The 13,859-nt window shown below is 69.1% G+C and carries 13 protein-coding genes; 3 read left to right on the forward strand and 10 right to left on the reverse strand.

Annotation, left to right across the window (positions count from 1 at the left end; genetic code table 11):
* Window positions 1–30: 30 nt before the first annotated feature.
* The 4 genes from K1Y73_RS18965 to K1Y73_RS18980 form a co-directional block, all read right to left on the reverse strand.
* The gene (locus K1Y73_RS18965) at window positions 31–282 is read right to left on the reverse strand and encodes an RNA polymerase sigma factor (protein WP_225029877.1); all 252 of its coding nucleotides are present in this window, start codon (window positions 280–282) and stop codon (window positions 31–33) included.
* Window positions 279–650, reverse strand: coding sequence for a COG4315 family predicted lipoprotein (locus tag K1Y73_RS18970; protein WP_225029878.1), 372 nt, complete (start codon window positions 648–650; stop codon window positions 279–281). Before K1Y73_RS18970 ends, K1Y73_RS18965 begins: the two co-directional genes overlap by 4 nt.
* A 122-nt stretch (window positions 651–772) precedes the next feature.
* Entirely contained in the window at window positions 773–2,827 is a 2,055-nt protein-coding gene (locus K1Y73_RS18975) for a vWA domain-containing protein (protein WP_225029879.1), read from the reverse strand.
* Window positions 2,824–3,360 (reverse strand): RNA polymerase sigma factor, encoded by a 537-nt coding sequence (locus K1Y73_RS18980; protein ID WP_225029889.1) that lies wholly within the window; start codon window positions 3,358–3,360, stop codon window positions 2,824–2,826. Before K1Y73_RS18980 ends, K1Y73_RS18975 begins: the two co-directional genes overlap by 4 nt.
* Window positions 3,361–3,484: 124 nt before the next feature.
* On the opposite strand from K1Y73_RS18980, the gene K1Y73_RS18985 reads away from it, so the two are divergent.
* Window positions 3,485–5,419 (forward strand): DUF3857 domain-containing transglutaminase family protein, encoded by a 1,935-nt coding sequence (locus K1Y73_RS18985; protein ID WP_225029880.1) that lies wholly within the window; start codon window positions 3,485–3,487, stop codon window positions 5,417–5,419.
* A gap of 140 nt (window positions 5,420–5,559) precedes the next feature.
* On the opposite strand, the gene K1Y73_RS18990 is transcribed toward K1Y73_RS18985, so the two are convergent.
* From K1Y73_RS18990 to ubiA, 6 genes are all read right to left on the reverse strand, one after another.
* Window positions 5,560–6,054: a peptidoglycan-binding domain-containing protein gene (locus K1Y73_RS18990; protein WP_225029881.1), complete on the reverse strand. Its 495-nt coding sequence runs from the start codon at window positions 6,052–6,054 to the stop codon at window positions 5,560–5,562.
* Window positions 6,055–6,226: 172 nt separating this feature from the next.
* The gene (gene yghU, locus K1Y73_RS18995; RefSeq protein WP_225029882.1) at window positions 6,227–7,078 is read right to left on the reverse strand and encodes a glutathione-dependent disulfide-bond oxidoreductase; all 852 of its coding nucleotides are present in this window, start codon (window positions 7,076–7,078) and stop codon (window positions 6,227–6,229) included.
* Between the two features lie 97 nt (window positions 7,079–7,175).
* Window positions 7,176–8,654: an NAD-dependent succinate-semialdehyde dehydrogenase gene (locus K1Y73_RS19000; RefSeq protein ID WP_225029883.1), complete on the reverse strand. Its 1,479-nt coding sequence runs from the start codon at window positions 8,652–8,654 to the stop codon at window positions 7,176–7,178.
* 152 nt (window positions 8,655–8,806) lie between these two features.
* The gene (locus K1Y73_RS19005) at window positions 8,807–9,139 is read right to left on the reverse strand and encodes a prominin family protein (RefSeq protein ID WP_225029884.1); all 333 of its coding nucleotides are present in this window, start codon (window positions 9,137–9,139) and stop codon (window positions 8,807–8,809) included.
* A 24-nt stretch (window positions 9,140–9,163) separates the two neighbouring features.
* The gene (locus tag K1Y73_RS19010) at window positions 9,164–11,167 is read right to left on the reverse strand and encodes an OmpA family protein (protein ID WP_225029885.1); all 2,004 of its coding nucleotides are present in this window, start codon (window positions 11,165–11,167) and stop codon (window positions 9,164–9,166) included.
* A 95-nt stretch (window positions 11,168–11,262) separates the two neighbouring features.
* On the reverse strand, window positions 11,263–12,237 hold the full coding sequence (gene ubiA, locus K1Y73_RS19015; RefSeq protein ID WP_225029886.1) for a 4-hydroxybenzoate octaprenyltransferase: 975 nt from the start codon (window positions 12,235–12,237) through the stop codon (window positions 11,263–11,265).
* Window positions 12,238–12,248: 11 nt separating this feature from the next.
* Here ubiA and K1Y73_RS19020 point away from each other — a divergent pair, with 11 nt between their 5' ends.
* The gene (locus K1Y73_RS19020; RefSeq protein ID WP_225029887.1) at window positions 12,249–12,983 is read left to right on the forward strand and encodes a 16S rRNA (uracil(1498)-N(3))-methyltransferase; all 735 of its coding nucleotides are present in this window, start codon (window positions 12,249–12,251) and stop codon (window positions 12,981–12,983) included.
* Window positions 12,980–13,859, forward strand: an 880-nt coding sequence (locus K1Y73_RS22140; protein ID WP_225029888.1) for a GNAT family N-acetyltransferase, incomplete at its 3' end; no start/stop codon positions are given. The genes K1Y73_RS19020 and K1Y73_RS22140, both read left to right, overlap by 4 nt.

Consider the following 13,859-nt stretch of genomic DNA (forward strand, 5'->3'; position numbering starts at 1 on the left):
TTGCGCTTGCCGCCACGAGCGGCTTTCGGATCACGTGCCATGTTCCTGCGCTCCCCTTATTTCTTCTTGCCGGCGATAGCCATCGCGGAAGCGGTTCAACAGGATGCGGCACAGCCAGCCGCGCAACGATCCCTCGCCGCGCCACTGGCCCCTCCGGGCCACCGCGGCCTCCAGCGTGTCCTGGACGAGATCATCCGCCGCCTCGCGGTCGCGCAGCAGCGCGCGGGCATAGGCCCGCAGCCCCGGAATCGCGGCCTCGATCTCGTCCAGAAGCGGTGTCACTCTTTCGCCATCGCGCTATGCCACACGCCCTTGACGCCATCGCCGGTGGTATCGCCGGGCTTGGCATCCTTGACCCAAAGGTACAGCGGCATGCCGTAATAGGTCCATTGCATCGCGCCATCCTTGCGCGCGGTCAGGCCGAAATCACCCTCGGCCTTGGCGCCGGCTTCGGCCAGCAGGGGCGGCCAGTTCGCGGCACAGGCATCGTAGCAGGCCGAGACGCCATCCTTGTCCATGTCGAACGTGTACAGCGTCATGCCCTTGGCATCGGTCAGGATGCCGTTGGCGTCGTGGATCGGCGGTTCGGCCAGGGCGGGGCCGGCGGCCATCAGCGCCAGAACGGCGGCGGCAAGCGGGGTGCGGGTCATCTTGATCTCCCAGGCGCCTCATCGGCCCGAGGCGGGGCGGGCGGCCCCATCGGCCACCCGCGAAACAGACGAAGGCGGCGCAGGTTTCATCCCGGCGCCGCCCCGACTTCACAGGCTTGTGATCATTTCGCCAGGCTTTGCGCCAGCCGCATCAGGCTGACCGCCTCGATCCGGTAGCCATAGGGGTCATCGCCGCGGGCCGACAGCGCCAGCGAAATCGCCTGATCCCAGGACCAGTCGCCCAGATAGACCGAGCCCTGCAGCAATTGCCCGAAACCCGCGATGGCGGCGGCAAAGCGGCTGTCGTCGGTCGCGGCTTCCTGGCCGGTGATCGGCCGTTCGATCAGTTGCGAGGAGGCCGCGCCCGGCGCCTTCCAGCGCAGCCGCAGGAAGCCCAACTCGTCCGAGCCGCCCTTGGCTTCGGGCGCCGTGCCATAGCGCAGCGGGTCATTGCGCAGCGCCTCCGAACCGACGGGGGTGATCTCGTAGATCGCCGTCACCTGCAGGCCCGCGCCGATCTCGCCCGCGTCGACCTTGTCATTGTTGAAATCCTCGCGCTGCAGGGCGCGGGTCTCATAGCCGATCAGCCGGTATTCCGCGACCTGGGCCGGGTTCCACTCGACTTGCACTTTCACATCATCGGCAATGCTGAACAATGCCCCGGTCAGCTGGTCGACCAGCACTTTTCGCGCTTCGGACAGGGTGTCGATATAGGCGGCCTGGCCATTGCCGTTCTGCGCCAGGGCCTGCATCGTTGCATCGTCAAGATTGCCGCGGCCAAAGCCCAGGACCGACAGATAGGTTCCGTCCTGCTGGCGCTTCTTCGCGACATAGGCAGTCAGCCCCTCGGGATCGCTGACCCCCACGTTGAAATCGCCATCGGTCGCCAGAAGGATGCGGCTGACCTCGCCCTCGCCCTGCATCGCCTTCGCGGTTTGATAGGCCAGCTCCAACCCCTCCGCCCCGGCGGTCGATCCACCGGCGGTCAGCCCGTCCAGCGCGGCAAGGATCCGGTCCCTCTCGGCGGCCTTGGTCGGCTCCAGCACCAGCCCGGCCGAGCCGGCATAGGCCACGATGGCGATCTGATCCTCGGGGCGCAGTTCGGGCAGCATCAGCGCCAGCGACTGCTTCAACAGGCCCAGCTTCTTTGGGTCTTCCATGCTGCCCGAGGTGTCGATCAGGAAGACCAGATTCAGCGCCGGGCGGTCGGCCATGGCGGGCAGGGCGCCCTGCAGGCCGATGGTCACCAGTTCCGTGCCGGCATTCCAGGGCGTCGGCATGACCGAGACGGTGGTCGCGAAGGGCTGGCCGCCTTCGGGCGCGGGATAGGCATAGGGGAAGTAATTCACCATCTCTTCCACCCGCACCTGATCGGGCGTCGGCAACACGCCCATATTCAGGGTCGAGCGGACCAGCGCATAGGACGCCGTGTCGATATCGGTCGAGAAGGTGGAAACCGGCTCTTCCGCGGTCACCTTCACCGGGTTCGCCTCGGCCGTGGCATAGGCTTCGGTATCGGGTTCCAGGCTGGGCAGGATGTCGGGCAAGGTGACGGGCGCGGGCAGCGCATACATCTCGGGTGCCTCGACGATGCCGCTTCCCGGGGCGGCGGCCGATTTGCGGGCGCGGGCATCGCTATCGGCCATCGCGGCATCCGCTTCGGCTTCTGCCACGGCCTGGGCCTCGGGCTTCGGTTCGGCCAGGCGGGCGGCCTCTTCGGCGGCGGCGGGCGGCGCTTCGGGCGCGGGTGGTGCGATGCGGGCCGCAGCGGCGGGCGCATCGGCCGCCCCGCCGGGCGCCGGATCGGCCGCAGGCGGGGCGGCCTCGGCCAGAGACGAGCCGGGCCCCTGCGGGGTGCCGGGGGCGGAAATCTTCGGCATCAGCGGCGGGGTCAGCCGCTCGGCCACGGGCAGAAGCACGGTGACGCCGACAATCAGCGCCGCAACCGAGGTGGTGGCGGCCAGCGCCGGGCGGGAGGTCAGGAAATTCAACATTGAACGCACTCCTTGGAAAGCCGCCTTGCGGGGGCGGTCTTCCTTCGGACGCGGGGCGGCGCCGGAAGCTTGGAGCCGGTCGTAATTTTCCATCGCCAGGGCAAGGGCGCGGGCGCGGGCCTGCGGATCGGGCGCCGGGGCGCCTTTCAGCGCGGCTTTCAGGGCGTCGAGTTCGTCTGTCATCTCGCCTCCTCTGCCGCAATGGCCCGCAGCCGTTTCTTCACTTCGGACATCCGCCAGGCGACGGTGCCCTCGCTGACGCCCAGGATCTGCCCGGCCTCGGCCTGGGTCAGTTCTTCGCCCAGAACCAGCGCCACCGTATCGCGCAGATCCGGCGTCAGCCGCGCCATCGCCGCTTCCAGCCAGTCCTGCGCGGCGCGCGAGGCGGCGATGTCATCCTGCCGGGCGACTTCCCAATCGCCCCAGCCATCGGCGGCGCGGGCGCGCGTGGCCTGACGGCGGCGCAGATCATGCGCGGCATTGACCACCACGCGGTACAGCCAGGTGCTGAACCGCGCCTCGCCCCGCCAATGGGCCAGCTTCACCGGCAGGGCGGCGCAGATGTCCTGCGCCAGATCCTCGGCATCGGCCCGGCTGCCGGTCAGCCGCCAGGCCAGGCCCTGGATCCGGTCGTAATGCCGGCCGACCAGCGCGGCAAAGGCCGCGCGGTCGCCGCCTGCTGCGGCCTGGGCAAGGGTTTCGTCGGGCGTGTCCATCAGCATGACCGATAATCTGACGCGCGCCGCCGGGCAATCCTTGGCGTCGGGGCGCGGGTTTCTGGCCGGGGGCTTGCCGCGGCGGGGCGAGCGCCTAGGATGGCAGGCCTTGTGGAGGATGATCATGCAGCTGCTGCGCGCCTGTGTTCTGTGGCTGCTGACCGCGATGGCCGCGCTGGCCGACGGGCTGGAGCGGCGCCCCACTCCGGACTGGGTCGACGACATCCCGCTGCCGCCCGACGATCCCGCCCTGCGGGCCGAGGCGCGCGACGGTGTGCATTATCTGCTGTCCGACCATCAGCTGCGCTGGCAGGGCGAGACCCGGCTGAACTGGAGCCGCACCGCGACCGAAGTGACCGACCGCGCCGGGCTGGATCTGGCCGCGACGATCACCTTCGATTACGATCCGGCCTTCGACCGGGTGGCGCTGACCCGGCTGTCGATCTGGCGCGACGGCACCGAGATCGACCTGAAAGACCGGGTCGAGGCGGTGGTGATGCGCCGCGAGGAACGGCTGGAGGAAGGCGTGATCGACGGCGCGCTGACCGTCTATCTGCAAGTGCCGGATGTGCGGCTGGGCGATGTGGTCGACTATGCCGTGCTGCGCGAGGAGCGGCCCTTTGTCGGCGCGGGCGAACGGGCGGTTGTGTCTCAGCTGGAATGGGCGGTGCCGGTCGTGCTGTCGCGCACGGTGGTGGCCTGGCCCGCGGGCTGGCCCTTCCATCAGGCGGCCCTGCCCGACCGGGTCAGCCATTTCGAAGGCCCGCTGCCCGATGGCGCGACGCGGCATGAATGGCAGCGCATCGGCCATGTGCCGCCGCGGGCCGAGGATCTGGTGCCGCCGGGCGACGATCCGACCGCCCGTCTGCGCCTGTCGACGGATGCCGATTGGGGCGCGATCTCGGCCGCGCTGACGCCCTATTACGCGGCCGATTACCCGCTTGGCGCCTGGGAGGACCGGGTGGCGGCGATTGCGGCGGCCAGTCCGGATCCCGAGACCCGTGCCCTGGCCGCGCTGCGTATGGTGCAGGACGAGCTGCGCTATGTCTCGCTTTCCGTGGGCGAGGGCGGCTATTTCGCCCGGGCGCCGGCCGAGGTGGTGGGCTCGGGCTTCGGCGATTGCAAGGACAAGGCACTGTTGCTGGCGGTGATGCTGCGCCGGCTGGGGATCGCGGCCGAAGTGGCGCTGACCGACAGCGATGCCGGCGCGGCCCTGCCGGACGAGGTGCCGATGCTGGGCGCCTTCGACCATATGATCCTGCGCCTGCATCTGGACGGTCAGGTGCATTGGGTTGACCCGACGGCCACGCATCAGGGCGGGCGGTTCCGCGATGCCAGTGCCACCCCGCCCGATTACGGCTGGGCGCTGCCGCTGACGGGGCCGGACCAGCGCGGGCTGGAACCGCTGCCGGTGACGGCGGAAAGCCTGTGGTCCTCAGAGGTGGTGGAACAGTTCCGCTTCACCCCGCAGGGCCTGGCGCTGACCGTGCGGTCGACGCATCAGGGCGGCGCGGCCGACGATCTGCGCCGCCGCTGGGCCACCAGCCCGCATCGCGAGGTGACCGAGGATTATTTCGCCTATTATGCCGGGCGCTATCCGGGGCTGCGGCTGCAGGGCGAGGTTCGGCTGACCGATGATCGCGGCGCCAACCGGCTGGAGATGACCGAGGATTATCTGCTGGCATTGCCGGATCTGCAGGCTGGCGGCCTGGACGCGGCCTTTCCGCTGGCGGCCGAGGATTTCGCCTCGAACCTGCCCGACAGGCTGGATCGGCCGCGGCTTCTGCCGATGGAGACCGGCCGCCCGGCGGTGTTCCGGCACCGGATCGAACTGTCGGGCGCGGCGGTGGATTTGATCGCGCCGCCCGCGCTGGCGATCGAGAATGCGGGCTTTTCCTATCGCCGGGAGGCCAGCGTGCCGGGGCCGGGGCAACTGGTTCTGGACTGGACTTTCCGGCGCAAGGGGGCGGTGATCCCCGCCGATCAGGTCGCGGCCTTTCTGGCCGAGCGCGGGCAGGTCTATGACACGACCTGGCTGACCTGGAACCTGCGCCCCTGAGGGGCCCGCGCGTCTTCATCGAAAACGCGTCGTTTCGAGTTTTCGACGAAAACTCGGGCCCCCTTCCCGGGGACGGGGAAGGGGGCCCAGGCCCGGCCGGACGGGGACAGGGCGGCCGGACCGCAACGCAAGGCGAAAGCTTAGTACAGCAGCCCGTCATAGACGGCGAAGGCGCCGCCGGTGCTTTTCAGATTGCCGGTGGCGCCAGCATCGCGGGCATAGGCGGTCACCGCGCCATAGGTGCCGGGCCCGAAGGCGCCGTCGATCCCGCCGGTGTAATAGCCCTGATAGCGCAGCTGGCGCTGGATCGCCTTGCGCTCGTCGCGCGAATAGCTGTTGAAGGCGCGGGCGGCGGGGGTGCCGTAGATCGCGCTGGTGCTGGTGGTGCCATAGGCCGGCGCATAGCGCGGCTTGGGATCGACGAAGGCCGGCGCGCTGTAATAGGGCGTCGGCGCCGGGGCGGCACGGGCGGCGCGGTTCGCCTCAAGCAGCTTGTCGACGATCACGGCCGTGGCGACACCCGCCAGGAAGCCCTGTTCCTTCTTGCCCCAGGCCAGGGCGGGGGCGGCGGGAAGAATGGCGACGCCAAGGGCGGCGATGGCGGCAATGGCCGAGGTTTTGGCAGCAGTAAACATCGGGTCGGTCCTTTCCCTGATCGGGGTTGCTTTGGCTCGGGCCCCCCGGCCGGCAGCCGGTTCGGGGGGCGATGAGGCCAAGATGAGGGCCGCGGCGATGCTAGGCAAAAGCAGGCCCGCGCTAGGGTCTAGCGCGGGCCTGATATCGGATAGCGTCTTTGTTTCTAAAGGTTTAGGGCGCCTTGGGCAGGGCATCCAGATCGGCGGCCGAATGGCGCTCGGGCAGTTGCTCCCAGGGTTGGCCCCAGTTGCGGTTGACCTTGCGGCCGCGGATCACCGCAGGCCGCGCGTCGATCTTCTGCGCCCAGGCCAGCACGTTCTTGTACGAGGCCACATCCAGGAATTCCGCCGCATTATAGGCGCGGCCCAGCACCAGATTGCCGTACCAGGCATAGATGGCGATATCGGCGATGGAGTATTCCCCGCCCGCCATCCAGTCCTTGTCCGCCAGATGCCGGTCCAGCACATCCAGCTGGCGCTTCGTCTCCATCGCGAAGCGGTTGATCGGATATTCCATCTTCTCCGGCGCATAGGCGTAGAAATGCCCGAAGCCGCCGCCCAGATAGGGGGCCGAGCCCATCTGCCAGAACAGCCAGGACAGGCATTCGGTACGGCCGGCAAGGTCGGTCGGGATCAGCGCGCCGAATTTCTCGGCCAGGTACAGAAGGATCGAGCCCGATTCGAAGATGCGCTGCGGCGGGGTGACGGAATGGTCCATCATCGCCGGGATCTTCGAGTTCGGATTGACCTCGACAAAGCCCGAGCCGAACTGGTCGCCCTTGGAAATCTCGATCAGCCAGGCGTCATATTCGGCCGGTTTGCCCAGCGCCAGCAGTTCCTCCAGCATCACCGTGACCTTCACGCCATTGGGCGTGGCCAGCGAATACAGCTGCAGCGGCTGTTCGCCCACCGGCAGGGTCTTGTCATGCGTGGGCCCCGCGATGGGGCGGTTGATCGAGGCGAACGTGCCGCCCGAAGGCACTTCCCAGGTCCAGACCTTGGGCGGGGTATAGGGTTCGGTCATCCTGCGCTCCTGATTGAAAAAGGGCGGCTTCTGGCAAGCCGCCCCGATTGTCGTCTCTGCGATGTCCAGCCCCGGGATGGGCCCCGGGGTGGGGCGATCAGATCGAGAGACAGATGTATTTCATTTCCAGGTAGTCTTCCATCCCGTGCCGGCTGCCCTCGCGGCCCAGGCCCGATTGCTTGACCCCGCCAAAGGGCGCGACCTCGGTCGAGATGATGCCGGTGTTCACGCCGACGATGCCATATTCCAGCGCTTCCTGCACCCGGGTGATCCGGCCGATGTCGCGGGCATAGAAATACGAGGCCAGGCCGAAGATCGTGGCATTGGCTTTCTCGATCACCTCTTCTTCGGTGTCGAACTTGAACAGGGGGGCGACGGGGCCGAAGGTTTCCTCGTTCACGACGACCATGTCATCGGTGACGCCGGTCAGGATCGTGGGTTCAAAGAAATTGCCGCCCAGCGCATGCGGCTTTCCGCCCGCGATCACCTTGGCGCCCTTCGAGGTGGCGTCGGCGATATGTTCCTCGACCTTTTCGACCGCCGCCTTGTTGACCAGCGGGCCGAATTGCACGTCTTCCGACAGGCCGTCGCCGACGCGGGTCTTGGCGACCGCGTCCTTCAGCTTGGCGGCGAAGGCGTCATAGACGCCGGCCTGCACATAGATGCGGTTGGCGCAGACGCAGGTCTGGCCGTTGTTGCGGAATTTCGACATCATCGCGCCCGCGACCGCCGCATCCAGATCGGCGTCGTCGAAGACGATGAAGGGCGCATTGCCGCCCAGTTCCATGCTGCATTTCATCACCTGATCCGCCGCCTGGCGCAGCAGGATGCGGCCAACTTCCGTCGAGCCGGTGAAGGTCAGCTTGCGCACGATCGGGTTCTCGCAGAATTCCTTGCCGATCTCGGACGAGCGTTTCGAGGTGATGACCGACAAGATCCCCTTCGGCAGGCCGGCGCGTTCGCCCAGCAGCGCCAGCGCCAGCGCCGAAAGCGGGGTTTCGGCGGCGGGACGGGCGACGAAGCCGCAGCCCACGGCCAAAGCCGGGCCGCATTTGCGGGTGATCATCGCGTTCGGGAAGTTCCAGGGCGTGATCGAGGCGACAACGCCGATCGGCTGCTTGATCACCGTCAGGCGCTTGTCGCGCTGATGGCCGGGGATCGTCTCGCCATAGACGCGCTTGGCCTCTTCGCCGAACCATTCGATGAAGCTGGCGCCATAGGCGATCTCGCCCTTGGCCTCGGCCAGGGGCTTGCCCATCTCGGCGCAAAGGATGGCGCCCAGGTCGTCCTGGTTGGCCATCATCAGGTCGAACCATTTGCGCAGGATGATGGCGCGTTCCTTGCCGGTGCGGGCGGCCCAGTCCTTCATCGCCGCCTGGGCGGCCGAGATGGCGCGGGCGGCATCGGCGCGGGTCAGGTCGGGCACATGGCAGATCACATCGCCGCGGGCGGGGTTCACGACCGGGAAGGTGGCGCCATCGGCGGCATCGACCCAGTCGCCGGCGATATAGGCCTTGGTCACCAGAAGCGACGGGTCCTTCAACAGGTCACGCAGATTGGTCACGGAGTCGAGCATCACGGGCCTCCTGGCGGAAAAGGGGATTGCGGTTTAGGTGGCACGCGCCCCGGCGCTTGTCCAGTTCCGCGCCGGCGATAGGTCCAGATCGCGGCGCAGTTCCCCGGCTGCTGGCCGGATCGCGGAAGCGGCGCAGCGGGCCGGCGCGCCGATCAGCCGTTCGCGTGCATCCGTTCGATATAGCTGCGCATTTCTTCAACCTCTTGCCGCGCGTCGCGCAGGCCTTCCATCGCGGCGCGCAGCTCGGCCTCGGTCTGCGAGATCTGGTTCATCAACTCGCCCTCGCGCTGTTCCAGATACAGCACCGCCTGGTCGCGCATCTCTTCGGCCTCGTGCAGCGATTGGGCCAGCCGGTCCATCTCGGCCAGATCGCCGCCGCCGGCATTGCGCGCGAAACGGTGCAGAAGCCAATGGGCGAACCAGCCCATGGCAAAGGCCAGAAGCAGGATGATGGCGGTGGCGACAACGAATTCGGTGCGGTTCATCTGGTCCTTCCTGTCCCGCCGGCCTCAGCCCGGCTGGTCGGGCCGCGCCTTGGGGCGCATGGTCTTTTCCTGGGGCGCAAGCGAGGGGCTTTGATCCTCGGCCGGCGCCGCATCTGCGCCTTCGGCCGCGGTCGCGCCCCCGGGGCCTGCTGCGGGGGCTGCCGCGGCGCCATCCGCCGCCTCGGCTTCGCCCGGTGCGGACTTCAGCACGAATTCGATCCGGCGATTGGCCTCGCGCCCGGCTTCGGTGCCATTGTCGGCAATCGGCCGCGCCTCGCCATAGCCCTTGGCCGACATCGCCGAGACATCGACCCGCCGGCCCTGCAGCGCGATCAGCACCGCTTCGGCCCGCGCCTGGCTGAGCGCCTGGTTGCCGGTCTCGGACCCCTGGGCGTCGGTATGGCCGGCGATTTCCAGCGGCAAGCCCGGGCAATCGGCCAGCGCCTTGGCCAGGGCCTCGATCACCGGGCCCGCTTCGGCCGCGATCTCGGCCGAGCCGGGGGTGAAGGTGATCTTCTGCCTGGCCATGATCGTGTGAACCGTGGCCGCGCATTCCTCGGGCGTGGGCAGGGCGGCCAGCGGATCCAGCGCCTCGTCATAGCGCACATCGACCTTGAAGGTCGCGCCCTGGCCCAGTTCAGCCGACAGGATCTGCGTCACCCGGCCGCGCGTGTCCTGCGAGCCGGTGACGCCCTTCACCTCGACCCGATCAGCCCGCACCAGAAGCGTGCCGTCATGCAATTCGGCCAGGGCGGCGATCCCGGCCAGAACCCGGGTCGGCCAGCCATCGGGCAGGGTCGGGTCCAGCGTGGTGGCGGTGTAGATCTTGGTCGCGCCGAAGCGGGCCTGGGCATAGGCGGTCACGGCGGCCTGCTGGGTCTCGTCCACCAGCCGGCCGCGCAGTTCCACCCGGCCTTCGGGCGACAGTTTGGCGGTGAATTCTGCGGGCCCCTGCACCGCGGCATCGGTCTTCGGCCCGATCATGTCCAGCGAGAAGGCATCGGGCAGGGCGGCGCGCAGATCGCCCGCCACCCGGTCGAAATCGGCCGGGCTGACGCCCTCGCCCGCCATCAGCGTCACATCGGCATCCGAGAAGGTGACCGAGCCCGCGTTCAGCGCGGCCACCGCGCGGATGCCCGCCGCCGCCGCATCGCCCCAGCGCGGCGAGGGCGTACCCATGCCCACGGTGCAGGCCGTGCCGCCCGACAGGCCGGCGGCGCTGGCCGCGGCCAGGATCACCGCCCGGGCGCGGTCGGTATCGGCCGAGCAGGCATCGAAACGCGCGCCGGTCTCGTCCTTCAGGAAGCGCAGGGTGAAGGGCGTCAGCACCGGCCGCGGCGCCGAGACATCCAGCACCAGAACCACGCCCTGGGGCTTGGCCTTGCGCAGATCCGCCTCGATCCGGCGCTTTTCGGCGGCACTGTCGGCAATCGCCGTCACCTCGACCCGGTCGGCCGCAATCGAGATCTTCGACCGTTTCAGCATCTTCAGCGCGTTCAGCCCGAAGCGCAGCGCATCGTCCCAGGTTTCGGGCGGCGTATAGGCCGCCTTCTGCAGCATGTTGACGATCTCGGTATCCGGGGCCAGCGCATTGGCGGCGGCGGCCAGATCGGCATCCGACAATCCGCCCGGGGCGGGCTGTTCGGGAAACAGCCCGATCAGCTGGATGCCGTCATCATTGCGCAGCATCTCGACCGAAAAGCGCGGCGGGGCGACGGTCGAGGCCGGGGCCACATCCAGCCGGTCGCGCAGCCGGCCCGAATCGACCAGCGATCCGGCCAGGTTCAGCGCCCGGAACCGCGCGGATTCGTTCGGCGCCGTGCCCGACAGGCGCACCTGCAGCCCGTCCGTCTCGACCGTGACCCAGGTCATCCCGGCCTCGGTCATCCGGCTTTGCACCACCTCGGCCGAGCGGCTTTCGATCACCAGCGCGGCAGCGAATGAGATGCCCAGCATCACCACGCTGGCCAGAACGAAGGCAAGCGCGGCCAGAAGCGAGGGCGACAGGCGAAGCAATCTTTTGGGCAAGGGGCAGCTCTTGCGGCAGGTCGTCGGGATCGGAACAGCATCGGGCGCCGCGCGGGCGCTGCCAGTGTCCTAGGGGTTCAGGCCGCAAGGTGCAATCAAAGCAGCGCCGCTATGGCAAGAAACGGCACAGGGATCAGCCCGGCATCGCGATTGGCCCGGAAGGCGCGCAGACAGGCGGCGGGATCGTCCAGATCCAGCCCGCGCATCTGCCAGACCATATGCAGGCCGAAGGCCCAGATCCCGACCAGCGCCAGACCCATGGGCCACAGCCCGCGCGCAGGCCCGATGGTCAGCGCCACGGCGGCGGTGAACAGCAGCAGCGTCAGCGCCTGGAATCCCAGCAGCCAGCGCCGGCTTTGGTCTCCGAACAGCCGCGCGGTGGATTTGACACCGATCAGCGCGTCGTCTTCCTTGTCCTGATGGGCATAGATCGTGTCGTAATACAGCGTCCAGCTGATCCCGCCCAGATACAGAAGGATCGCCCCCCAGGGCAGGTGGCCGGCATGCGCCGCCCAGGCCAGCAGCGCGCCCCAGTTGAAGGCGATGCCCAGAAAGACCTGCGGCCACCAGGTAAAGCGTTTGGCGAAGGGGTAGATCACGACCGGCAGCAGTGCGGCCACGCCCAGCGCGATGGCGATGCCGTTGTAGGACAGAAGGATCAGGGCCGAGATCACCGCCTGTGCGACCATCCAGACCAGCGCCTGCCGCGTGCTGACCTGGCCCGAGGGCAGGGGGCGCGAGCGCGTCCGCGCCACCTGGGCGTCGATGTCGCGGTCGGTGATGTCGTTCCAGGTGCAGCCCGCCCCGCGCATCAGAAGCGCACCGATCCCGCAGGACAGCGCCAGCCACAGATCCCAGGGCCGCAAGCCGCTGCCGTCATTGGCGGCCAGCGCGATGCCCCAAAGGCAGGGGATGTACAGAAGCCAGGTTCCGATCGGCCGGTCGGCGCGCGACAGGCGCAGATAGGGCCGCGTGGCCAGGGGGGCCCAGCGGTCCACCCAATTGCCGGGCGGCGCATCGAAGACCATTCCCGATGCCGGCTGCTCTGGCTTTCCTTGTGCGTCGCTCATAGGTTCGCCTCATGGCAGGGCCGAAGATCAGGGTTTATGTAGATCAGCCGCTCGGTCCGGGGCAAGCCGTCGCCCTGGACGAGACGCGGGCGAATTACCTTTTTGCCGTGATGCGGCTGGGGGTCGGGGATGCGGTTCTGCTGTTCAACGGGCAGGATGGCGAATGGCGCGCCGAGGTGGCCGAGGCGGGCAAGCGCCGCGGCGTGGCGGTCTGCCGCGACCAGACCGCGCCGCAGGGGGCGCCGCCCGATCTGTGGCTGCTGTTTTCTCCGGTGAAGAAAGAGCGGACGAATTTCATCGTCGAGAAGGCGGTGGAACTGGGCGCGGCACGGCTGATGCCGGTGGCGACGCGGCACATGAACTCCGAGCGGTTCCGCGCCGACCGCCACAGCGCCCATGCGGCCGAGGCGGCCGAGCAATGCGGCGCGACCTGGGTGCCAGCGGTCGACGATCTGCAGCCGCTGGACCGGATCCTGGCGGGCTGGCCGGCCGGGCGGCGGCTGTTCTGGGCCGATGAGGCGCGGGCGGGGGGCGCGGCCGGGCCCTCGGCCGCCTTCGCCGCGGCGCCGGGGCCGGCGGCGCTGCTGATCGGGCCCGAGGGCGGGTTCTCCGAAGACGAACGCCGGCGGCTGGAGGCTGCGGAATTCGTCACCCCCATCGCGCTGGGCCCGCGCATCCTGCGTGCGGAAACCGCCGCATTGGCCGCGCTGGCGCTGTGGCAGGCGGCGGCGGGGGATTGGCGGTGATCCGGCGCTGCGTCCCGGGCGACGAGGCGGCGCTTGAGGCGTTTCTGGCGCGCCATGCCGCGACATCGATGTTTCTGCGCGGCAATCTGGCGCGCTTCGGTCTGGGCAGCGGGACGCATCCGCACGCGACGCGGCTTTGGCGGCTGCCGGCCGAGGGGCCGATCCGCGCCGTTCTGGGCCTGACCAATGCCGGGGTGGTTCTGTGTCAGATCCCCGGCGCCACGCCCGCCGAAGTGGCGGCGCTGGCCGGTGCCCTGGCCGGCGAACGCGCGACCGGCCTGACCGGAGAGGCCGGCCAGATCGCGGCTCTTCTGCCGGCGCTGGGGCTGGGGCCCGCGGCGATGCGGGCCGATTCGACCGAACCGCTCTACCGCCTGACCCTGGCCGATCTGCCGCCCGGGCCGGCGCCGCTGCGCCGCCCCCGCCCGGGGGACGAGCCGCTGTTGCAGGACTGGTTCCGCGGCTATTTCCGCGGCACTGGCTTTGCGCCGACCGATCCCGCGGAAGAGGCCGCGCTGTGCCGCGACCGGGCCATCGAGGCCTGCGCCGAAGACAGCTCCTGCCGGCTGCTGCTGCGAGACGGCCGTCCCGTCGCCATGGCGGCGCTGAATGCGCAGGTTGCGGATCTGGTGCAGGTGGGCGGGGTCTATGTGCCCGAAGCGGCGCGCGGCCTTGGCCTGGGGCGCGAGGTCACCCGCGCGCTTCTGGCCGAGGCGCGCGACAGGGGCGCGCGCGTGGCGGTGCTGTTTGCCAACAACCCCGCCGCCGCCCGCGCCTATGAGGCGATCGGCTTTTCCCGGATCGGCAGCTACCGGCTGGTCTTCCTGGCCCGCCCGGTCGCGCTGCAGGAAGAGGTGTTCGCCCTGCGCGACATGC

Origin of the sequence: Xinfangfangia pollutisoli (assembly GCF_020179405.1) — a bacterium.
GTDB lineage: Bacteria > Pseudomonadota > Alphaproteobacteria > Rhodobacterales > Rhodobacteraceae > Pseudogemmobacter > Pseudogemmobacter pollutisoli.